Genomic DNA, 21,252 nt, shown 5'->3' on the forward strand with positions numbered 1-21,252 from the left:
GTCACTTGGACCGCTGGTCTCGGAGCCACGTCCGAAGGCGATCGACGCCCTCCTCGAGCGAGACCTCTGGTTCCCAGTCGAGCATCGCCTGAGCCTTGCTCGGATCGCACCGCAGCGTCTGGACTTCGCTCTGAGGGTGGTGGTGCTCTACGTGCGTGATCTCGGTTTCCTCACTCGCGATGAGTTCGGCCAGATCGTTGACGGAGATGTCTGATCCCGTCCCCGCATTGAGTATCTCACCGATCGCGTCGTCGCAGAACGTCCCCTCGACGATGAACCGTGCACAGTCGGTCGCATACAGGAGGTCGCGGCTCTGCGTGCCGTCGCCGAAGATCTTCAGCGGTTCACCCTGCAGGTCGCGGTCCGTGAAGATCGAGACGACGCCGCCGGCCATCCCGGTCTTCTGATACGGTCCGTACGTGTTGAACGGCCGCAAAACGACGACCGGCAGATCGTAGCCGTGGTAGTAACTCTCCGCCAGGTTTTCGGCGGCGAGCTTCGAACCGGCGTACGGCGAGGCCGGTTTGACCGGATGCTCCTCGTCGATCCCTTCCTCGGAGTCGGCCATATCGTACACCATGCACGTTCCGACTAATCCGAGTCGCGTCTCCGTCCGCCGACAGGCCTCAAGGACGGTCTGCGTGCCGACGACGTTCGACTCGAAGTGAGACTGGGGATCCTCGAGGCTTTCCTGAACGTCGATCTCGGCAGCTAAGTGAATACAAGCCGCCGGATTGACGTCGAACAGTTCCGAAACCGTTGCGTCGTCGCAGACGTCGCCCTCGATGAGTTCGAAGTCGTCTCGGTCGCCGAACGCTTGGATGTTCCGTCGCGAGCCGTTCGAAAAGTCGTCGAGACCCCGAACCGAATACCCGCGCTCGAGGAGTTCTCGAACGACCCATCGACCGATGAATCCCGCAGCACCGGTGACGATGACCGTCTCGCTCATCGGTTCCCTCCGAGGTTCGTCCGGTCGAGACCGGATCCGTTCTCGGCGGTCGTCGATTCGCCTTGATTCTCACTCGGCCGGGCGACATCCGTCCGCTCGTCGAACGTGAACAACTCTCCGTTCGCGTCGCCGCTCTCGAGGAAGTCGACGATTTCCGCTTTCGTCAACTTCTCGGCGTGTTCCGACGACCGAACGATGTTCTCGGCCTCGTCGAATCCGTCCGGATAGTCGTAAGAGAGGTACTTCGTCGTCTCTGGGATGATCGAATACATCGAGTCGTTTTCGTAGGCGCGCCGTACCTCGCGATCGGTCATGATCTCCTCGTGGAAGGTCTCTCCGGGACGGCGACCGATCAGTTCGACGTCGATCTCGGCGGGATCGTGGCCGAACTGCGGCGCGAGCGTCTCGATCATTGCCTCCGTGAGATCGACGATCCGCATTGCGGACATCTTGTAGACGAATACTTCGCCACCCTGCATACAGTCGATCGTTTGTGCGATCAGGTCGAAGACGTCATCATAGGTGAGGAAAAACCGGGTCATCGCTTCGTCAGTCAACGTCACAGGTCCGCCAGTGCGGATCTGATCGGCGAAAATCGGGATCACCGACTGGGAGGAGTTGACAACGTTCCCAAACCGAACAGAGGAGAGACGGAGGTCCTGACGGCCGCTATGTTTGTTTCCGGCAGTAACCAGTTTCTCCCCGAGGAGCTTTGTTGTTCCCATCGTGTTCGCCGGATTGACCGCCTTGTCGCTACTCGTGAACACGACGCGCTGCACGCTCGAGTCGATAGCAGCATCCACGATGTTCTGGAGTCCGAGCGCGTTGGTCTTCACCGCCTCGAACGGGTTGTATTCGCAGACGTCGACGTGTTTCATCGCAGCGGTATGCACGACGACATCGATGTCCTCCATAGCTCGCTCTAAGCGATCCCCGTCTCGGACATCGCCTGCGAGAAAACGGCAGCGGTCGTCGTCAAACTGGGACTTCACTTCTGCAAGTGCCGGTTCGTTGTTATCGAATATCCTAACGACGTTCGGATCCTGCTCGAGAAAACGGGGAATAAGTGACCGGCCCACCGACCCTGCACCGCCGGTGAGTAGCACGTTCTGTCCGGTAATCATCTACTACAGACTTCGCTATTAGCCCTATCAATCTGTTGGTAGACGGTACAACAGTTGTATCGCTTGTCTGTGCCCGTGAAACTATTCACGCTTGTGACGACTGGATCGCATACAGGTCGGCATACGCTCCGTCTCCCTCAAGCAGCTCCCCGTGGGTTCCGGCCTCGATGATCTCTCCGTTGTCCACGGTGTATATTCGATCAGCGTTCTTGACCGTCGAGAGTCGGTGTGCGATCGCGATGATCCCGTAGTCTCGCTCCATCGACTCAATAGAAGCCTGAACCTCCCGTTCGAGACTCGAGTCCAAATCGCTAGTCGCCTCGTCCAACACGAGGAAGTCGGCGTCTTTTAACAGCGCTCGCGCCAGCGCTACCCGTTGCCGTTGGCCGCCGGACAGTCGGACGCCGTCGTCACCGAGTTGGGAGTCGTATCCGTTCGGGAGATCATCGACGAACTCGTCGACTTTTGCGATTTCGCAGACCCGTTCGACGTCGGCCCGCGTCGCGTCTCGATTGCCGATCGTGACGTTGTTCTCGAGGGTATCGTCGAAGATAAACGGCTGCTGTCGGACCACCGCGATCCGTTCGCGCCACTCCTCGAGGTCGTATTCTTCAATGGGGATACCATCGGCGCGAATCTCGCCGTCGTCGGGTTCGTACAGTCGCGCGAGCAGTGAGACGATCGTTGATTTCCCTGCACCAGATTGACCCACGAACGCGACGAACTCACCACGGTCGACCTCAAAGGAGAGGCTGTCAAGGACCAGTTCGTCGCCGTTATAGGAGAACAAGACATTATCGACTGCGATGTGATTGACCACCGCGACCGAACGGGAGCCGTCGGTTTCACTCCGGGCGGCGAGGTCGTCGACGAACTCCTGCGTTCGAACGAGATGAGAGAGGTTCCCCTCGACGTTGTACACCTGACTGTTCAGCCGGCTCACAAGCGGGGCGAGCCGGAACATCGCTAACAGGAAGATACCGAGCGCACCGAGCGAGAGGCCGCTGTAGATGAATCCGACGTAGATCAGGGCAAAGAGTGTGAGTGCCGCCGCGAGATCGTAGAAGTTCTGGATGGCCGCTTCGTTTCGCTTCAAATTGATCGACGAATCCGTATATTGTCGGATCGAGTCCCTGAAGGCAGTGAACATCTCTTCGGAGAGTCCGAACAGTTTCACGTCGCGAATACCCTGGGTTCCCGCTTGAACGGATTCCTGAACTCGTTCATTGGCCTCAGCGACGCGAGTCCCGACCGTATATGCAGGCTCGATAACATTACGAAGGACGTATGTGATTACCCCTAATAGGAGCAGTGCGAGGACGGTCATCTCCGGAGCGATATAAAACATCACTGCCAGATAGATACCGACGAGAAACAGGGTTTCCAGCGCCTGAACGCAGTATTTGATTACGTCACCCGAATATCGGGTTTCGGTGATGATAGCATTGAGGATATCGTCCGATCCCTCTTCATCGAAGTACTGTACGTTCGCATCGAGTGCAGCATTGAACGCCTGCGTTCGTATCCACTCTTCGTAACGTTGTCGTAAGACCGCCTTCAGCCACGCGACGACGAACGACGCCGTAAAACGGATAGTCATTACGCCCGCGATGCCGATGATGAGGAATTCGAGGGAAAACGGAATTCCAACGAACTGATAAATATCGACAAACGTGCCGAGGAGACCGCCAGCTTCAGTGATTGGTTCGTTGGACTGTGCGACTTCGAGAATCGGATAGATGAAACTCAACCCGACGCCCTCAAGGGCAGCCACGAGCGCACCAAGGACGATAATCCCGGCGGTAAACGCGGGCCGATATCGGGCGACTTGGACCAGCGCATCGAACTTCTCACGCCAGGTAATGGTCTCCGCTGATTCAGTCATTCGACGTCATCCTCGCTTTCCATTCTCGAGTGATAAGCATGCTGCTTCACGTGAGACACTACTTACGGTCGAAACTGACCCGCAATCGCCCCGATAGCGGTATGCGGCGCGGATCACTCGACGGTCACGCTCTTCGCTAGGTTCCGCGGTTTATCGATCGAGCGTCCTTTTAGGTTTGCTACGTGATACGCGAACAGTTGGAAGTACACGTTCGCGACGAGCGGTTCGAAGATCCCTACGTTCGGAACCTCGAGTCCAATATCCAGCGACCCCGTCTCGAGTCCCGCGGAGACGGCCCCGATCGCCGGCGCGCCCCGCGTCTGCGCTTCTGTGACGTTGTTCATAGTCTCACCAGCTCGAGTGCCGTCGGTTAGCACAGCCAGTACCGGCGTCTTATCGGTTACGAGCGCCAGCGGTCCGTGTTTCAACTCGCCGGCCGCGAACCCCTCGGCGTGATCGTAGGAGATCTCCTTCAGTTTCAGCGCGCCCTCGAGCGCCACCGGATAGCCGAACCGGCGGCCGACGAAGAAAAACGATTCCGAGTCCCGGAACTCACGAGCGGCCTTGAGTACGCGGTCTTCCTCGTCGAGTACCTGCTGAACGGCACCGGGAAGCCCGCGCAGATCCCCGAGGAGATCCCGTGCGTCAGCCGTCGAGAGTGTGCCGCGACCGCGGCCGATATCGACTGCGAGCAGTGCCAGCGTCGCGACTTGCGAAACGAACGTCTTGGTCGCGGCGACGCCAATCTCGGGACCGGCGCGGATGAACAGCGTATCATCAGCCTCCCGCGTCACCGAACTACCCAGCGTGTTGGTTACTGCGAGAGTTCGCGCGCCAGCCCCCGCCGCACGGCGGATCGCGCCGAGCGTGTCCGCGGTCTCGCCGCTCTGAGTCACCGCGATAACGAGCGTGCGCCACGGGTCGCGGCCGCCGTCGAACTCGTACTCGCTGGCGATTTCCACGGTCGCCCGCACGTCGGCGACCTCCTCGAGCAGCTGCGCCGCGTACTGGCTCGCGTAGTAGGAGGTGCCGCAGGCGACGAGTTGGATCTCCTCGAGTGACTCGAGACACCCCTGCGGGAACTCGAGATCGAGATCGACGCCGGCACGATCGAGGTCGATCCGGCCCGATAGCGCCTGTCGTAGCGCCGTCGGTTGCTCGTGGATCTCCTTTCGCATGTAGTGTTCGTAGCCGCCCTTCTCGGCCGCGTCGGCATCCCACTCGACGGTCTCGACCTCTCGGTCGACGGCCGCTCCGTCGTGATAGACCGACACGTCACCCGCCTCGAGCGAAACGATATCTCCGTCCTCCAGATAGGTCACGTCACGGGTGTGTTCGAGGAAGGCCGTCACGTCGCTCGCGAGGAACGATCCATCGTCCCCGTGGCCGATGACCAGCGGACTCTCGTGACGCGTCGCGACGATCCGATCGGTCCCGGCCTGCACGGCGGCGATGGCGTAGCTTCCTTCGAGCAAGTCAACGACACGCTCGAGCGCCGAAAGCAGGTCGTGGCCGTCTTCGAGTTCTCGCTCGAGCAGGTGAGGAATTACTTCCGTATCGGTCTCGCTCGAGAACTCGTAGCCCGCCTCGACGAGTTCCGTCTTCAGGGACTCGTAGTTCTCGACGATCCCGTTGTGGACAACCGCGACGGTCCCGTTCTTGCTTGTGTGCGGGTGGGCGTTCGCGTCTGTCGGTGGTCCGTGTGTCGACCACCGAGTGTGTCCGATCCCACAGACGGCGTCTGGCTCTTTGGGGAAACGCAGTTCGCTCACCTCGCCCGCTCGCTTCGCGACGGTTAGGCCCCGATCAACGAGCGCGACACCGGAGGAGTCGTAGCCGCGGTAGTCGAGGTTCTCGAGTCCACCGTAGACGATCGGACCGGCGGGCTCCGTTCCGACGTAACCGACGATTCCACACATCTTATCCCCTCCTCACGATCGCATCGGTTTCGATCCGACCGCCGACGCTGACGCCGTGGTCGACGGTCGCGCCGTCTCCCAAGACGGTCCCGGGTTCAACGGTTCCACCGTTTCCGATGACCGCGTTATCACCGACGACACCTCCGAGATCGATCCCCTCGTGAACTTCTCCATCGACGACCATCGTCGTGGGCTCGCCCGTAATCGTCGTATTCGCACCGACGCGGGCGTTCTCCGCGACGATTGCGTCCTGAACGACTGCCCCCGATTCGATGACGGCATCGGGGAAGACGACGGCGTTCGAGACGACGGCGTTCGGTTTGATTGTGACGTTGTTCCCGATCGAGGTGCTGCCGCCGATCGTCGCGTTTGCCCCGATCGTCACGTCGGATCCGAGGACAGCGTTGTTGGCAATTGCGGATGCTTCTCGTCGCTCTTCTGCGTCCGTCGTGTCCGTTTCATCGATCACCGACGCGTTGACGTCGAGCAGATCCCAGAGGTGAGACACGTCTAGCCACCGTCCGCGATAGCGGACGGCCTGGATTGGTCGGTCTTCGGTGATCCGCTTGAGCGTCGTCGTAATCGCTAGTTCCCCTCTCTCGGTCGGCGTCGACCGAAGCGCGTCGAAGATCGACGGATCGAACCCGTACACGCCCGCGTTGATGAGTTCGGACGTGACCGGCGGCGCCGGTTTCTCAGTAATGTCGGTGACGCGACCATCAGCGACCGTTACGACTCCGTAGTCGCTCGCGTGCTTCGATCGCGTGACGGTCATTACCGGTCCGTTGCCTGACTCGATTTCATCGCGGACGCGTTCAACGAGCGACGTTTCGACGAGTCTATCCCCGTTCAGGACGAGGAACTGACTCGAGATAGCCGATTGGGCCTGCAAAACGGCGTGGGCCGTTCCGAGCTGTTTATCCTGTACGACGTACTCGATGTCGATGTCCCAGTCGTCGCCGTCGCCGAAGTGGTTCCTGATCCGTTCCTGTTGATACCCGACCACGAGTACGATCCGCTCGACCCCGGCATCCGCGATCGCGGCCACGACGTGCTCGAGTATAGGCTGGTTGGCCACGGGGACCATTGGCTTCGGTCGCCGATTGGTCAGTGGCTCGAGCCGCCGTCCTTCTCCGGCTGCGAGGACGACGGCTGACACGGCATCGTCATTCATATGATCTGCTTGGACGATGTGGGTTTGAATACTTACCGGTGGTGATTCCGCGATTTACTGGAAGCTACTCCTAGTTCTGCCGTCTGTGTGCCAATTCCCGGGTATTTATTACATCTGTATGTGAAACGTTTCTATATTGCAGCAATCAGTACGTACAGCTATCGTAGCGCTCTCGGCTACCTAGCAGACGGAAAGAACGTAGAGAAACGATCCCGGCGGAATCTCGAGTAGTAATATCTGTTTTAGATACGGAGTTCGAAACTGTCTAACGGCCCCTAATCGTTCGAGCAGGTATGAACGTTCTCGTAACTGGCGGTGCAGGGTTCATTGGCTCACATATCACCGAGGGCCTACTCGAGACGGGTCACAACGTAATCACGCTAGACGTTCTCGATCCGTACTACGACCTTGGAATCAAGGAGCGAAACATCGAAATCTGTCGTGAAACTGGCGGCGATCGCTTCGAGTTCGTCGAAGGATCGATAACCGATGAAGAGCTGGTCCGAGACATCATCTCGAGCAACGACATCGAGTTCGTCTACCACCAAGCAGCGCAGGCGGGGGTCCGAACCAGCGTCGAGAACCCCAAGAAGCCCCACGAGATCAATACGACGGGGCTGCTCAATCTCCTCGTAGCGGCCGACGACCACGGCATCAAGCGGTTCGTCAACGCTTCCTCGTCGTCAGTCTACGGTGAGGTCGAGTATCTCCCGTACGACGAGGACCACCAGAACGTGCCCCAGAGCCCCTACGGTGTCACCAAACTCACGGCCGAACACTACTGCCGAGTCTGGAACGACGTCTATGACGTACCGACGGTCAGTCTCCGATACTTCACCGTCTACGGACCACGGATGCGGCCGAACATGGCGATCACGAACTTCACCTCTCGGTGCCTGAACGCCAAACCACCTGTCATCTACGGTGACGGACAACAGACCCGTGACTTCACGTACATAGACGATATCGTCGACGCAAACCTCTCCCTACTCGAGACCGACGCCGCCGACGGCGAGGTGATGAACGTCGGTTCGACCGGCAATATTACGATCGAGGAACTCGCCGAACACATCATCGACGAGACCGGGACCGATGTTGGAATCGAGTATACAGCGGCCAAGGAAGCCGACGCGCGTCACACCCATGCAGACGTGACGAAAGCTCGCGAATTAATCGACTACGAGCCCTCGACGAGCATCCGCGAGGGCGTCTTGAAGTTCGTCGACTGGTATCGGGAGAACCGCGACTGGTACGAGCCGTTAGTTCTCGCTTCGTAATTTCCCGTACCGCAACTCACACAACTGTTCAAGATCACCACAAATAATACCGACCAGTTGCGTGTACTCAGAGTACAGATCGCAGAAGAGGTTTTCATCCGCTTCCGACCAGAAAGTCGGCGTGATACAGCACGTACTGATCGCTGATAACTCATATGAGGCCGAACGGAGTGAGGATCCCGGTCCCCTCACGACATCCATCCGGCGAACTCGAGTCCCGAGTCGCTCACAAGGCATATAATCCCCCACTGAAATCGTATGACATATGCAAGCAGTCGTTTTAGCCGCCGGAAAGGGAACCCGCCTCCGGCCGCTCACCGATGACAAACCCAAGGTCCTCGTAGAGGTCGACGGAAAACCACTCATCGAGGACGTCTTCGACAACCTCATCGAGATCGGCGTCACGAAACTGGTCGTCGTCGTCGGTTACCAGAAGGAGCAGATCATCGAACGCTACGGCGACGAGTACGAAGGCGTCCCCATCACCTACGCCCACCAGCGCGAACAACTCGGCCTCGCACACGCCATCCTGCAGGCCGAACCCCACATCGACGACGATTTCGTCCTGATGCTCGGCGACAACATTTTCCGAGCCAACCTCGCCGACGTCGTCAACCGCCAGCGGGAACAGCGCGCTGACGCCGCCTTCCTCGTCGAGGAGGTCCCGTGGGAGGAGGCCTCCCGCTACGGTGTCTGTGACACCAACGAGTACGGCGAAATCGTCGAAGTGATGGAAAAGCCCGCCGACCCGCCATCGAACCTCGTCATGACCGGTTTCTATACGTTCACGCCGGCAATCTTCCACGCCTGCCATCTCGTCCAACCCAGCGACCGTGGGGAATACGAACTCCCCGATGCGATCGACTTGCTCATTCAGTCCGGCCGAACGATCGACGCGATCCGCATGGACGGCTGGCGCATCGACGTCGGCTACCCCGAAGACCGAGACAAGGCCGAAGAACGGATCACCGACGACGAGTCTGCCGTCGCAGAACAGGAGGCATAGGCCCGCCACAGCGCGGAGTTGCTTCTAAGCTGAACGAATTCGCTATCAGAATCTCCCTGACGAGTTACGTCCTCGCGATTACGACTCGAGTCGCTCCGTCGCCCATTGAGACAGCCGCGTCCACCCCGAGTCGCGTTCCGTGCGCTCGATGTAGCGCTCGAGAGTCAGCTCCGGGTTTTGACGCCACTCTGTCGGTATCGAACCGGCGAGACCGTAATCGTACTGCGTTTCAGGTTCGCGAAAGACGGTGTCGGTCGTCTCGTCGTAGTAGTCGAGATAGCCGTCCGTACGAATACCGATGAGCCGGAGCTCAGAGTCGTCAGTTGCGGTCATTTCGGACCACCGTTCCATCGATTCTGTTCGAGGGTTTCATGAGTGTTGCCTCCTCTCAAGCGTAGTCTCTCAAAGGCTTTCTGGAATGATGGTCCACAAAGGAGACGAGAGAGCATCCGAGCGACGGTGGGACAGAACGCGTTCCCATACGATTTTCGCAACGGTGCAGCGTCTCTCCAAAGCTCCGTTCGCTCAGTTACCCGAAGAAATATCTCCGCAGGGGAGGAGCACCTGATCGTATGCAAGCAGTCGTACTGGCCGCGGGCAAGGCACTCGCCTCCGGCCGCTGACCGACGACAAGCCAAAAGCACTCGTCGAGGTTGACGGGACGCCGCTCATCGAGGACGTCTTCGATAATCCCTTTGAACTCGGCGTCACGAAATTAGTTGTCGTAGGATGTCAGAAATAATAGATTATCGAACGCTACGGCGACGAGTACGAGGGCGTGTCGATCACATACGCCCACCAGCGCGAGAAACTCGGACTCGCGTTAAGTTGGTCAATGAGGGCATCTACATAGCCTGACAAGAGATACTCGTCAGTATCCCACAATCGCTGTTTAATTTATCGGCGATGGATCCGTCGGATCTTGTGATCTGGAAGAAGACGGAAGTGCAACAAACGCAACAAACACCGCTCGATTGTCTGCGTGTGTACGGGGTGTTTCTCCAACTTTTGTAGAATGCAGCGTTTAAAGCGACTTGACGGGTAGAGAGCAATATCTTCGAATGCTTCGTGCTCATCGAAGTAGATCCATGTCTGATGCGTCGATCGACCGTCGAGATGATCGGGTATCTAATATCGTCCGAGTAGCTGATTGGCGATCTGCTGAGTGAACATTTCAAGGCGCTTGAATTGCGAGTACTCCTCGTCGGGAAGCCAGACCAGGTGACTAAGATCGTCACTCATTCAGAGCATCCTCCAACAGACTCTTATCGGCCCTATCAGACCCGATTTAGTGCCAGCGACACACCGTCTGAGGATACTCAATACCCAAGTAAATTTCATTTACATCGACGACGTCGTCGACGCGAATCTCTCATTTCTCGAGACGGATGCTGCGGACGGCGAAGCGATGAATATCGGCTCGACGGGGAACATCACGATTGAAGAACTCGCCGAACACATCATCGACGAGACGGGCGCCGATGTCGGTCTCGAGTACGACGACGCCAAGGAGGCCGACGCGCGCCACACTCACGCCGACGTGTCCAAGGCGAACGAACTGATCGGCTACGAACCGTCGACGAGCATCTGTGAAGGAGTCTCACAATTCGTCGACTGGTATCGCGACAACCGGGAGTGGTACGAGCCGCTCGTTCTCAATTCCTGGGCGGTCTAAACTGTTTTCGGGTCCTACCTGACCGAGCACCAGTTCACAGGTACGGCTCACACACTCGCTCTACTCCCTCCTCGAGTCCGACATCAGGTTCCCAGCCAGCTGCGGCGCGGAACTTCGACGCGTCGGCGCAGGTGTCGTGGACATACACGTCTTCAGGGATTGGGTTCTCGACGTACTCGGGATCGACGTCCGTCCCGAGCGTCCGGTTGAGAAGGTCGACGAGTTCATTAAACGAAGTTCGATCGCCGGTCCCGACGTTGTAGACGCCCTCGAGTTCGTGTTCGGCGGCCAGTTCAAGCGCACGAACGACGTCGGAGACGTGTGTGAAGTCGCGGGTCTGGGTGCCATCCCCATAGAGTTCCGGCGCCCGACTATGGGCGATGTCGTCGGCGAACTGCGCGATGACGTTGGCGTACTCGCCCTTGTGGCCCTCGGCACCCTCGTAGCCCTGATAGACCGAGAAGAATCGCATCCCACACATTGACATCCCATAGTGGTTCGAAAAGTATTCTGCGTAGCGCTCGCGGGCCAGCTTCGAGGCTTCGTAGCCGGTGTTGACCGCCACCGGCACGTCCTCAGGCGTCGGCTCGGTTCTGGTGCCGTAGATCGACGAGGTCGACGCGTAGACGACGGTGTCGCAGCCGTCTTGGCGCGCCTGTTCGACCGTGTTGACGAACCCTTCGACGTTCACGCGGGTGCCCCGTGTCGGGTCTTCCTCGTGCATCGCGTATGACGAGAGCGCAGCCAGATGAAACACGACGTCGACGTCGGTCGGGAGGTCGTCCTCGAGGACGCTCGCCTCGACGAACTCGACGTCGTCAGAGAGGTTGTCCGCCTCGCCGAGATAACAGTCGTCGACGGCGATCACGTCGTTACGGCTCGCCAACTCGTTTGCAAGATTCGAGCCGATAAATCCCGCGCCGCCCGTGACAAGAATCCGGTAGTTTTCCATAGGACGGCATTCGCAGAACTCCCTCAAAAAGTCGCGGATTCGATCGTCGGCGACCGCGCAACTCGAGACGCGAGCCGCTCGGTTCGGACGCGGATCGCACCGTCGCGACCCGAAAACCACTAACGCCCGCCACGCGTTTCGCCCGCTATGAACGTCTCTATTATCGGCAGCGGCTACGTCGGGACCACCGTCGCCGCCTGCCTCGCCGATCTGGGCCACGAGGTCGTCAACGTCGAAATCGACGAGGACATCGTCGACGCGATCAACGCCGGCGAAGCGCCGATCCACGAGTCGGGCCTCGAGGAGCGGATCGCCGAACACGCCGGCACAGCCCTCCGCGCGACGACGGACTACGACGAGGTTCTCGACACCGATGTCACGCTGCTCTGTCTCCCCACCCCGCAATCGGACGACGGCAGCCTCGATCTCGCGCCGATGCGCGCCGGCGCCGAGATGCTCGGCGATGCGCTCGCCGTCAAAGACGACGACCACCTCGTCGTCGTCAAAAGCACCGTGCTGCCGGGAACGACCGAAGAGGTCGTCGCGCCGATCCTCGAGGAGCAGTCGGGAACGGCCATCGGCGACGGCATCGACGTCGCGATGAACCCCGAGTTCCTGCGGATGGGGACCGCGGTGCAGGACTTCCTCGAGCCGGACAAGGTCGTCCTCGGAACCCGCACCGATGCAGCCGCCGAACAGCTTCGCGACCTCTACGCCCCCATCTTAGAAAACGACAGCACCCACCTCGTCGAGACCGACGTCCGCGAGGCCGAACTGATCAAGTACGCGAACAACGCCTTCCTCGCCTCGAAGGTGTCGCTGGTGAACGACCTCGGCAACATCGCCAAGGAGTACGGCGCGGACGCCTACGAGGTCCTCGAGGCGGTCGGCCTCGACGACCGCATCTCCGAGCGATTCATGCGCTCGGGACTGGGCTGGGGCGGCTCCTGCTTCCCGAAGGACGTCGCTGCCCTGCGGGCCGGCGCCCGTGAGCAGGGGTACGAGCCCGAACTACTCGACGCCGCCGTCGCCGTCAACGACGAGCAGCCGCGGCGGCTCGTCGACCTGCTCGCGGACCACGTCGACCTCGAGGGCGCGCGGATCGCCGTCCTCGGTCTCTCGTTCAAGCCGGGAACCGACGACATCCGCAAGTCCCGCGCGCTGGACGTCGTCGAGTACCTCCGCGAGCGCGGTGCTGCGGTCGTCGCGTACGACCCCGTCGCGGTGGACAACGTCCGCGAGCAGTATCCCGACCTCGAGATCGAGTACGCCGACTCGGCCGCGAGCGCGCTCGAGGGCGCCAATGGGGCAGTCGTCGCGACCGACTGGCCCGAGTTCGACGACCTCACGTTTGACGGGATGGCCAAACGGGTGCTCGTCGACGGGCGGCGGATCGACATCGACGAGGAGGAACTCGAGGTGTACGAAGGACTGACCTGGTAACCTCGAAGGAAGTCACAAGCGTTGAGCAGGCGATACCGTCGATCAGTACTCTTTTGCGGCCACACGAAAGAGTGACTGGCGATGGAGAACGATGGGCCTCGCGCGAGCGCGGTCGCGGACGGTAGCGGAGAGATTACCGTCATGAGCGAATCCGAGACGACGCGCGAGATTTCCGCCGAGGAGGTGTGCATCCTCATCCCGACGTTGAACGAAGCCGCGACGATCGGGGACGTGATCGACGGCTTCGAGGAGCAGGGGTACACGAACGTCGTCGTCATCGACGGCGGCTCGGACGACGACACACAGGAGATCGCCCGCGATCACGGTGCACAGGTACTGGTCCAGTCCGGCGAGGGCAAGGGTCAGGCGGTTCGAGAGGCTGTCGACTACATCGACGTTCCCTACGTCCTGATGCTCGACGGCGACGGCACGTACGATCCGAACGACGCCGAACAAATGCTCGAGCCGCTGGCGCAGGGCTACGAGCACGTGATCGGCAACCGCTTTGCTGACATGGACGACGACGCCATGAAGGCGCTGAACGGGTTCGGCAACCGGATGATCAACCGATCGTTCCGGCTGATTCACGGGGCCGACTACGAGGACATCCTCTCGGGCTACCGCGCGTTTACGACCGACTCCTTCGACCGGCTCTCGCTGGATTCGGACGGGTTTACGATCGAGACGGAACTCGCCGTCGAGTGCGTCAAACACGGGATCGACACGACGGTCGTCCCGGTCAGTTACAGTGCCCGGCCCGAGGAGTCGGAGACGAACCTCCACCCGGTCAGGGACGGCGGGACGATCATCCTCGCGCTGTACTCGCTCGCGAAAACCAACAACCCGCTGTTTTACTTCGGCAGCCTCGGAGCCGCCGGCCTCGTTACGGGCAGCCTCATCGCAGTCTACGTGCTCTGGGAGTGGGTCCAGTACGGAGTCGGCCACAATATTCTGGCGCTGGTTTCGGCGGCCGCAATCCTGCTCGGCGTCCAACTGCTTATGTTCGGCGTCCTCTCGGACATGCTCGTGACCCTCCACCGCGAACAGCGGCGTCGGCTCGAGCACATCGCGCGCCGAAATGACCGCGACGACGACTGACTGATTAGAAGGGGAGCATCGAGCGGACCTGCTGGAAGACGCCACCCGAGTTTTGTCGGCGATACTCCTCGAAAGGTTGGTGCAGTTCGTTCAACAGTTCCTGACGGGAGCGAAACTCCTGCGTGGTAACTTCCGCGAGCATCTCGCCCAGCGCAACGTCGTCCCCGTGCACGTTGTACGGGATCCGTTCGTGGCCGAGTTCGGCCGCGACGTCGTCTTTCGTCGCCGGGAAGGAGAGGTCGGAATCGCGCAGCTTCGCGTCGACAGCGGCGATGCCGAATTCGATGCTCTCGGGTTCGTCGTCGTCTCCGCTCGAGGGTGGCCGAACGCCCATACAGTGAACTAGTGAGGCAGCTTTAAAAATCGCTACGAAGACGCGACGAACGCGACGAGAGCGGTCGACACGCCTTTGGGGCCGGCGACAGAGGTTGGTGTATGACCGAGTACACCACCGTCTCGATCCCGAAGGATCTCGCCGACCGCGTCGAGGAGACGATCGACGGCACGAGCTTCCAGAGCACGAGCGACCTCGTCCGATTCCTGCTGCGCAGCATCGTCATCCAGCACCAGAAGGAAGGCGAACTGACGGAAGCCGAGTTCGAGGAGATCACCGAACAGCTCCGTGGGCTGGGCTACCTCGAGTAACGGCGCGAGAGCGACGGGGGCGGAAGCACTAAGCGATCCTATAGACGGTCTCACTGAGGGATGAGGCACCGACGAACGCAGCGGTCCCCGATTCTTTTCCGCCTCGAGTCACTAGTGAGACGTGGAGGTCGAGTCGTATGCCACACGTACCGGGCTTCCCATCGTCGGACGACTCCGAGAGGGACGACGATCGAGACCGGCAGCGCGATAGCATCATCGGCCGAATCATCGACGACAACGGCTTCCCGACGCCCAATCCGGGCTAACCGCCGAGCACACTTCGATTTTATACCCTTTCGGGTGGTGTTGCCTACCGCCTTCGCCGACCCGTTAGTACACCCCCACCGCACTCACTACAACTTCGACTCTGACTCCGACTCGGAGAATGACTCCGCCGGCGCCTGCGCGTCGATGATCTCGAGCGGCTGCCGTTCGCCCGACCGATTGAACGCGCCGAAGGAGTCCTGACCGGTTCCCCAGGGCGGCACCGCGACGAAGATCACCTGTGCGAGGTCGTCGCGTTTCGTCACCTCGAGTTCGCGGACGGGGTGGGAGACGAATCGGCCCTGCGCTTGGCGGACAGGCGTCGTGAGGTCGACGCCGAAGACTGCGTTGACCGGGTTGCCGGGATCGGGGAGGAAGAAGTCCGTAAAGACCGGCGTCTCGGGCGGGACGGCATCGGCGTTCTCGAGGTCGCCCGCGGGCGTGACGGAGACGCCGGTCGTCACGCGATCGGGATCGGCGTCGCTGGCCAGATCGAGCAGGACGTCGACGAGCGCTCGCGTGATGTAGACCACAGGCGACGTATGGACGGGCGGTAGTTAGGTGTATTCCCCGCGCGTGCCATCGCCGCGCGGAAACCGACGCTTCAAACGGGGAGGAACTCCCGGACCATTCCGGCGTAGACCCCCGGTGCCCGGCGACGCGAGTTCTGGAGTGCGTCCTCAAGTGCGACATCGGCGTTCGACAGCACGCCAGCGCCGTGGCCGACGAGGATGCGCTCGGGGTCGAACTGACCGAGCGTCTCGCGGGGCGGGACGAGTCGACGCATCGGGTGGATGCCCAGCCGTTCGTTCCCGGCACGGAAGTAGTCACCCGTGCCGACCGACTCGGGGACGACGAGCGTATCGTCGCGCGGATCGTAGAGCGCAATTTCCTGCCAGAATCGGTTGTCGACGACCGAACGTGCTTCGATGCCGGTATCCGAGAGCTCGTCCCCGAAGCGGGCGACCGCCGCCTCGAGGTCGCCGGTGACGCCCGAAAACGAGTCGTGCAGGTAGACCGGGACGTTGTGGCGGTTGGCAATCGTGGCGGCGTCGCGGGTGTGGCGGTCGAGCAGGACGACGACGCCGGCGACGTCGCCAAATTCGGCGAGCAGTTCGTCCAGGCCCTCGGCGTCGACGGGGTCGATTACCCAGACGTCGCCGTCGACCTCGATGGCGTGGCTCGCTCGCTGCATTTCCTCGTCCGGATGGGCGATCCAGCCGACGCCGTGGTCGTAGCGATCGATCTCCTCAAACTCGGTTGCGCGCTCGTCGATGCGGAAGCTCATAGGAGCGTCTACGGGCGTCAGTGCCATAAACGGCCGTCACGCGGCGCGGCGTTCCGCTTCTTCCGGGAACGCGGCGATCCGGCGACGCTACTATGCGCCCGCCTCGCGTAACAATCTCCATGCTCACCCGGCTCGCCTGGCTCGCGCTCGAGGTCAAGTACCTCGAGCCGGCACAGCGGTTCTACGCAGAGACGCTCGAGATGGACGTCCGCGACGGACGCGAGGAACGGACCCGGGAAAGCGGGGAGGCAAACGGAGACGCACTCACGTTCGCAGCGGGCGAAACCGACCTCGTCCTGCGCCGGCCGACCGGCGTCCCGCGGGGCGGTCTGCACACGCACTTCGCGTTCTCGATCCCGGCCGCCGAGTACGACGACTGGTGGGACCGCCTCTCCGAGCGGTACGACGGCGACCTCAAGGAAACTCAGTTCGGCGCCGCGAAGTCGCTGTACCTGTACGATCCGGACGGAAACTGCGTCGAACTCGGCCAGCGCGACGTCGACGGCCCCGGGATTGACGGGGTCTTCGAGGTCGTTCTCGAGGTCGAGTCGCTCGAACGGGCGGAGTCGTTCTACGCCGACCTCGGTTTCGAGACCGTCGACAGGGGTAGCGAGCGCAGACGCGTGCGGATGAACGGTCCCGAGTCGATGGATCTGGCCCTCGAGTTGTGGGAACCGCAGTTAGGGATCGCAGACGCCCGCGGCGGGGTGCACGTCGATCTCGGGTTCGAGGTCGAGGGCGAGGTGCCGACGCAGGTGCTCGAGGCCGTCCGCGACGGCGTCCGGTCAGTCGAGCGGGAGACGGACGAACGGGTCGTCGTTCGCGATCCGGACGGCCACTTTCTCACGTTCACGGACTGAGACAGCGGCTTTTGTCGTCCCCTTCGCGTCCCGCTCAGTTGCAAGGCGATGCCTTATTGACAGAAGCGCTGTCCGCTCACACGGATCGCCCATGAGCATCGACTCAACCGAAGACCTCTTCGTATCCGGCCTGAAGCACGCGTACTACACCGAACAGCGCCTCGTCGACGCCCTCGACGAACTCGAGAGTTCCTCCTCGAACGAGGAACTGAAAAGCGGGTTCGCCGAGCACCGCGAGGAAACCCAACAGCACATCGACCGCATCGAGCAGGTGTTCGAACAGCTCGACGCGGACGCCGAGGCGGAGGAAGACCCCGTCGTCGAGGGGATGATCCAGGCCCACGAGGAGTTCATGGATCAGAACCCCAGTGACCAGGCCATCGACCGGTTCAACATCGCCGCGGGCCAGAAGTCAGAACACTACGAGATCGCCACCTACGGCAACCTCATCCCGATGGCCGACCAGCTCGGGATGGACGACGTCGCCGACATGCTAGAGGAGACGATGCGCGAGGAACAGGACGAACTCGATACCCTCTCACAGATGGGCGAGGAGTTCGATTACGGCGAACTGACGGTCTCGGAGTAGCGACGCCGGCTCGAGCGAAGGTTTCTTTTTCGACGTACTAGTCGTCTCCCTCTCGGTCGGCGAACTCGAGGAGGAGTTGCGCAGCCAAGAAGAGGCCGAGAAGCCCGACGGCTGTCAGGAGAAGCCAGTTGTGGGTTTGAATGCCGTACCAGGTAAACAGCAGGAGGAACAGGCCGACGGCGAGCGCCGGATGCTCGCGGACGGACTCGTCCGTGCGGTCGACCAGTTTCATCAGTTAGTTTTCCGACGTCGGGGAGGTGAATTCGCGAGATCGGCGTGCGCGCCGAGAACGGTATTCGATCGTTGACAGCTCCCAACGCCGATTACAATCGATCCGTGCTGACGTCTACCCCCGGCGGCGCCACGATCAGGAAGCCCCGGAAGTGAACCAGATTGCCGCCAGCCTCCTTGACGTCGCGGGCGAAGCCTGACGCCAGTTCGTTGACCTCGCCCTCGACGCAGAGGACGAGCACGTTCCCGCTCGAGACGGTCTCGAGCCACTCGTCGTCCGACGTCGTCCCGTCGAGAACGCCGAGTACGATGCTTCCCTCGAGTTCGAGCTCCTCGTCGATGTGTTCCTCGACCGCCCGAAGGTCGAGGTCGAAGTCGCTCATGTGGCCCTCCTTGGAGCGCGACGAGAAAAACGTTCCTCTGCCCGCCGCCTAACTCATCGCGGATGACTACGGAGGTTCATCAGTCCATCGGGAACTCCTTCTGGAACCCGCGGAACTCGGTTCGGTGGGCCTCCTCGTCCGTGAGGATCGTCACCGCGACGTCCTCGGTCACCGGATCGTTCGCGTCGTCGGCGGCTTCGATGAGCGACCGGTAGGTTTCGATCGCGTCCTCCTCCGCCTGGAGCACCCCGTCGATGACCGACTGGACGTCGGTCGTATCCGCGGGCGGCTGTAGCCCCGACTGCTTCGCCTCGAACGACTCGGATCCCGGCGGCGACTCGTCGAGTTGCTTCAACCGCTCGCCCAGTATGCGCGCGTGATCCAGTTCTTCCTGAATGTCCTCCTCTAAGCTCGCTTTGACTTCTTCGGCGTGGATCCCGTCGAGGACGATCGCGTTCGTCAGGTAGTTCATCACGGTCTCGAGTTCGTCGTTGTACGCCTCCGTCAGGAGATCGGTGATTTCGTCGGTCGTCATACCGGGCCGGCCTACCACGAGCGCACGTAAAATGTTGACACGCGCTTGTGCCGTCCGAAGTCGTGTGTCGGGATCTGCGGTCCACCGTCACCCGATCGGAGCGATGCGATCATTCCCGAAATTGGACGATTGAACGCGTGAGTCGCGTTGAGTCAACAGGGCACACGGATAATCGGTATCAGTAGACGAGTGTCGATCTCGACATAGAAAAATGGCTATCTGTAATCTTCGGTGATCCCTCACGCGACTGCGCTGACCGAACGTTTACTCGAGGGTGCGCGAGAGCGCGCTCGAGGTTCGTGAAGGGGCGAATCCGTCTCGATATCCGAGTGACGCGGCAAACTGGCGCCGATCGACTGGTATGATAATAGTCGATATAGGGTGTATTAGGTCGTTGGTGTCATGCGATTTTCCGCTGTCCAGATTTCTGTGTGAAGTGGTAACTCGTCAGTTCTGGTTCGATTCAGCGGTAGATTTATATATCCAGTCCCGCCTCGGATTCTGATACAATGTCTTCACAAGACGGTTCGTCCTCTGACACCAGTCAGGGGGGTCGAGTTCTTCCAGGGCACGTTAGATTCCACTGACGAAATAGAGTCAGCACGTGTCTTCGATACGACCCTCCGGGACGGCGAGCAGTCGCCCGGAACCTCGTTCTCGTATGACGATAAGCGACAGATCGCCTCGATCTTGGACGAGATGGGGACCCACGTTATCGAAGCCGGGTTCCCCGTCAACTCCGACGCGGAGTTCGAGGCCGTTCGCGATATCGCATCCTCGACGTCGACGACAACCTGCGGGTTAGGCCGCGTCGTCGACAAGGACATCGAAGCGGCGCTGGATTCCGGCGTCGAGATGGTGCACACGTTCGTCAGCACCAGCGACGTCCAGATCGAGGATTCGATGCACGCCACGCGGGACGAGGTCGTACAGCGCGCAGTCGAGTCGGTCGAACGCGTCAAAGAGGCGGGCGTCACCTGCATGTTCTCGCCGATGGACGCGACGCGCACCGACGAGGAGTTCCTGATCGACGTGATCGAAGCGGTCACGGCGGCGGGAACCGACTGGATCAACATTCCCGACACCTGCGGCGTCGCCACGCCGAGTCGGTTCAAGGCGATGATCGAGAAGGTCGAGGCCCACACCGACGCTCGGATCGACGTCCACACCCACGACGACTTCGGGCTGGCCACCGCGAACGCGCTGGCCGGCATCGAAGCGGGCGCCGATCAGGCGCAGGTGTCGGTCAACTCCATCGGCGAGCGCGCCGGCAACGCCGCCTACGAGGAGTTCGTGATGGCCGTCGAGTCCCTCTACCAGACCGACACGGGGATCGACACGACGCGCATCACCGAACTCTCCGAGATCGTCGAGGAGAAGAGCACCATCGAGACGCCGGGCAACAAGCCCGTCGTCGGCGACAACGCCTTCTCCCACGAGAGCGGTATCCACGCCGCCGGCGTCATCGAGAACTCCGACACCTTCGAGCCCGGCGTCATGACCCCGGAGATGGTCGGCGCCGAGCGTCGCCTGGTCATGGGGAAACACACCGGAACCCACTCGGTCCGCGAGCGCCTCGACGAGCTCGGCTTCGAGCCGACCGACGACGAGGTCCGCGCGGTCACCCGACGGGTCAAAGACTACGGCGCCGAGAAGCGCCGGGTCACGGTCAGCGACCTCGAGCGCTTCGCGGAGGAAGCCGGCGTCGATCGCCGGCGAGAGCGCGACGACCAGGAAGAGGAGGAGGTGCGCGCCTGAGGGATGTCCTCCCCGTTTGCCACCGTTCGCGAGCACCGGCTATACCGTTCGCGTTCGAGCGCTTCGAGTGCCGTGCGTAACTCGAACTCCTCGAGCCGACCGACTCGCGTTCGGACTCGTGATCGCACTCGCGGCGACGGCTGCAGGGGCAGACGTTGCTCGACACGCAAAGATTATGTGAGTCGAGCAACCTACAT

General features: G+C 61.1%; 22 protein-coding genes and 2 pseudogenes. 11 read left to right on the top strand and 13 right to left on the bottom strand.

The window, feature by feature from the left end; translation table 11 throughout:
- Nucleotide 1: 1 nt before the first annotated feature.
- From HALXA_RS08260 to HALXA_RS08280, 5 genes are all read right to left on the bottom strand, one after another.
- Complete coding sequence (locus tag HALXA_RS08260; protein ID WP_013879882.1) at nt 2-949, bottom strand: dTDP-glucose 4,6-dehydratase; 948 nt, start codon at nt 947-949, stop codon at nt 2-4.
- A complete protein-coding gene (locus HALXA_RS08265) occupies nt 946-2,073 on the bottom strand; it encodes an SDR family NAD(P)-dependent oxidoreductase (protein WP_013879883.1) in 1,128 nt (375 codons plus the stop codon). Before HALXA_RS08265 ends, HALXA_RS08260 begins: the two co-directional genes overlap by 4 nt.
- An 85-nt stretch (nt 2,074-2,158) precedes the next feature.
- Nucleotides 2,159-3,958: an ABC transporter ATP-binding protein gene (locus HALXA_RS08270; RefSeq protein ID WP_013879884.1), complete on the bottom strand. Its 1,800-nt coding sequence runs from the start codon at nt 3,956-3,958 to the stop codon at nt 2,159-2,161.
- A 113-nt stretch (nt 3,959-4,071) separates the two neighbouring features.
- On the bottom strand, nt 4,072-5,877 hold the full coding sequence (glmS, locus tag HALXA_RS08275) for a glutamine--fructose-6-phosphate transaminase (isomerizing) (protein ID WP_013879885.1): 1,806 nt from the start codon (nt 5,875-5,877) through the stop codon (nt 4,072-4,074).
- A gap of 1 nt (nt 5,878) precedes the next feature.
- On the bottom strand, nt 5,879-7,051 hold the full coding sequence (locus tag HALXA_RS08280) for a sugar phosphate nucleotidyltransferase (RefSeq protein ID WP_013879886.1): 1,173 nt from the start codon (nt 7,049-7,051) through the stop codon (nt 5,879-5,881).
- Nucleotides 7,052-7,344: 293 nt separating this feature from the next.
- On the opposite strand from HALXA_RS08280, the gene HALXA_RS08285 reads away from it, so the two are divergent.
- Both HALXA_RS08285 and aglF read left to right on the top strand, forming a co-directional pair.
- Complete coding sequence (locus HALXA_RS08285; RefSeq protein ID WP_013879887.1) at nt 7,345-8,328, top strand: GDP-mannose 4,6-dehydratase; 984 nt, start codon at nt 7,345-7,347, stop codon at nt 8,326-8,328.
- Nucleotides 8,329-8,593: 265 nt separating this feature from the next.
- Nucleotides 8,594-9,334, top strand: coding sequence for a UTP--glucose-1-phosphate uridylyltransferase AglF (gene aglF / locus HALXA_RS08290; protein WP_013879888.1), 741 nt, complete (start codon nt 8,594-8,596; stop codon nt 9,332-9,334).
- 78 nt (nt 9,335-9,412) lie between these two features.
- Here the strand turns inward: aglF and HALXA_RS08295 are convergent, their stop codons facing one another.
- Nucleotides 9,413-9,667, bottom strand: coding sequence for a hypothetical protein (locus HALXA_RS08295; protein WP_148263634.1), 255 nt, complete (start codon nt 9,665-9,667; stop codon nt 9,413-9,415).
- A 239-nt stretch (nt 9,668-9,906) separates the two neighbouring features.
- On the opposite strand from HALXA_RS08295, the pseudogene HALXA_RS21020 reads away from it, so the two are divergent.
- Nucleotides 9,907-10,157 (top strand): annotated as a pseudogene (locus HALXA_RS21020) (sugar phosphate nucleotidyltransferase); the annotation flags it as partial.
- A gap of 510 nt (nt 10,158-10,667) precedes the next feature.
- Nucleotides 10,668-11,009: pseudogene (locus HALXA_RS08300) on the top strand (UDP-glucose 4-epimerase); the annotation flags it as partial.
- A 34-nt stretch (nt 11,010-11,043) separates the two neighbouring features.
- Here HALXA_RS08300 and HALXA_RS08305 read toward each other — a convergent pair.
- Nucleotides 11,044-11,961: an NAD-dependent epimerase/dehydratase family protein gene (locus HALXA_RS08305; protein ID WP_013879890.1), complete on the bottom strand. Its 918-nt coding sequence runs from the start codon at nt 11,959-11,961 to the stop codon at nt 11,044-11,046.
- A 147-nt stretch (nt 11,962-12,108) separates the two neighbouring features.
- Here HALXA_RS08305 and aglM point away from each other — a divergent pair, with 147 nt between their 5' ends.
- Together aglM and aglJ are read left to right on the top strand one after the other, a co-directional pair.
- Complete coding sequence (aglM, locus tag HALXA_RS08310; RefSeq protein ID WP_013879891.1) at nt 12,109-13,404, top strand: UDP-glucose 6-dehydrogenase AglM; 1,296 nt, start codon at nt 12,109-12,111, stop codon at nt 13,402-13,404.
- An 81-nt stretch (nt 13,405-13,485) separates the two neighbouring features.
- Nucleotides 13,486-14,502 (top strand): S-layer glycoprotein N-glycosyltransferase AglJ, encoded by a 1,017-nt coding sequence (gene aglJ, locus HALXA_RS08315; protein WP_013879892.1) that lies wholly within the window; start codon nt 13,486-13,488, stop codon nt 14,500-14,502.
- Between the two features lie 4 nt (nt 14,503-14,506).
- On the opposite strand, the gene HALXA_RS08320 is transcribed toward aglJ, so the two are convergent.
- The gene (locus HALXA_RS08320) at nt 14,507-14,836 is read right to left on the bottom strand and encodes a DUF5789 family protein (RefSeq protein WP_013879893.1); all 330 of its coding nucleotides are present in this window, start codon (nt 14,834-14,836) and stop codon (nt 14,507-14,509) included.
- Between the two features lie 101 nt (nt 14,837-14,937).
- Between HALXA_RS08320 and HALXA_RS08325 the strand changes: the two genes are divergently transcribed.
- Both HALXA_RS08325 and HALXA_RS22665 read left to right on the top strand, forming a co-directional pair.
- A complete protein-coding gene (locus HALXA_RS08325; protein WP_008894315.1) occupies nt 14,938-15,147 on the top strand; it encodes a ribbon-helix-helix domain-containing protein in 210 nt (69 codons plus the stop codon).
- Between the two features lie 137 nt (nt 15,148-15,284).
- On the top strand, nt 15,285-15,413 hold the full coding sequence (locus HALXA_RS22665) for a hypothetical protein (RefSeq protein ID WP_280985395.1): 129 nt from the start codon (nt 15,285-15,287) through the stop codon (nt 15,411-15,413).
- A gap of 87 nt (nt 15,414-15,500) precedes the next feature.
- Here the strand turns inward: HALXA_RS22665 and HALXA_RS08330 are convergent, their stop codons facing one another.
- Both HALXA_RS08330 and HALXA_RS08335 read right to left on the bottom strand, forming a co-directional pair.
- Nucleotides 15,501-15,944: a hypothetical protein gene (locus HALXA_RS08330; RefSeq protein ID WP_013879894.1), complete on the bottom strand. Its 444-nt coding sequence runs from the start codon at nt 15,942-15,944 to the stop codon at nt 15,501-15,503.
- Nucleotides 15,945-16,015: 71 nt separating this feature from the next.
- Nucleotides 16,016-16,699 (bottom strand): hypothetical protein, encoded by a 684-nt coding sequence (locus HALXA_RS08335; protein ID WP_013879895.1) that lies wholly within the window; start codon nt 16,697-16,699, stop codon nt 16,016-16,018.
- 119 nt (nt 16,700-16,818) lie between these two features.
- On the opposite strand from HALXA_RS08335, the gene HALXA_RS08340 reads away from it, so the two are divergent.
- Both HALXA_RS08340 and HALXA_RS08345 read left to right on the top strand, forming a co-directional pair.
- Nucleotides 16,819-17,559: a VOC family protein gene (locus tag HALXA_RS08340; protein WP_013879896.1), complete on the top strand. Its 741-nt coding sequence runs from the start codon at nt 16,819-16,821 to the stop codon at nt 17,557-17,559.
- A gap of 91 nt (nt 17,560-17,650) precedes the next feature.
- On the top strand, nt 17,651-18,148 hold the full coding sequence (locus HALXA_RS08345; protein WP_013879897.1) for a YciE/YciF ferroxidase family protein: 498 nt from the start codon (nt 17,651-17,653) through the stop codon (nt 18,146-18,148).
- Between the two features lie 37 nt (nt 18,149-18,185).
- On the opposite strand, the gene HALXA_RS08350 is transcribed toward HALXA_RS08345, so the two are convergent.
- The 3 genes from HALXA_RS08350 to HALXA_RS08360 form a co-directional block, all read right to left on the bottom strand.
- On the bottom strand, nt 18,186-18,380 hold the full coding sequence (locus tag HALXA_RS08350; RefSeq protein WP_013879898.1) for a hypothetical protein: 195 nt from the start codon (nt 18,378-18,380) through the stop codon (nt 18,186-18,188).
- A 91-nt stretch (nt 18,381-18,471) separates the two neighbouring features.
- Nucleotides 18,472-18,762 (bottom strand): DUF5779 family protein, encoded by a 291-nt coding sequence (locus tag HALXA_RS08355; protein ID WP_013879899.1) that lies wholly within the window; start codon nt 18,760-18,762, stop codon nt 18,472-18,474.
- Between the two features lie 79 nt (nt 18,763-18,841).
- Nucleotides 18,842-19,297 carry a ferritin-like domain-containing protein gene (locus HALXA_RS08360; protein WP_013879900.1) on the bottom strand — a complete coding sequence of 152 codons (456 nt, stop codon included), beginning with the start codon at nt 19,295-19,297 and terminating at the stop codon, nt 18,842-18,844.
- Between the two features lie 498 nt (nt 19,298-19,795).
- Here HALXA_RS08360 and HALXA_RS08365 point away from each other — a divergent pair, with 498 nt between their 5' ends.
- Nucleotides 19,796-21,055: a homocitrate synthase/isopropylmalate synthase family protein gene (locus tag HALXA_RS08365; RefSeq protein WP_171814684.1), complete on the top strand. Its 1,260-nt coding sequence runs from the start codon at nt 19,796-19,798 to the stop codon at nt 21,053-21,055.
- Nucleotides 21,056-21,252 lie beyond the last annotated feature (197 nt).

It is taken from the genome of Halopiger xanaduensis SH-6 (assembly GCF_000217715.1).
GTDB classification, from domain to species: Archaea; Halobacteriota; Halobacteria; order Halobacteriales; family Natrialbaceae; genus Halopiger; species Halopiger xanaduensis.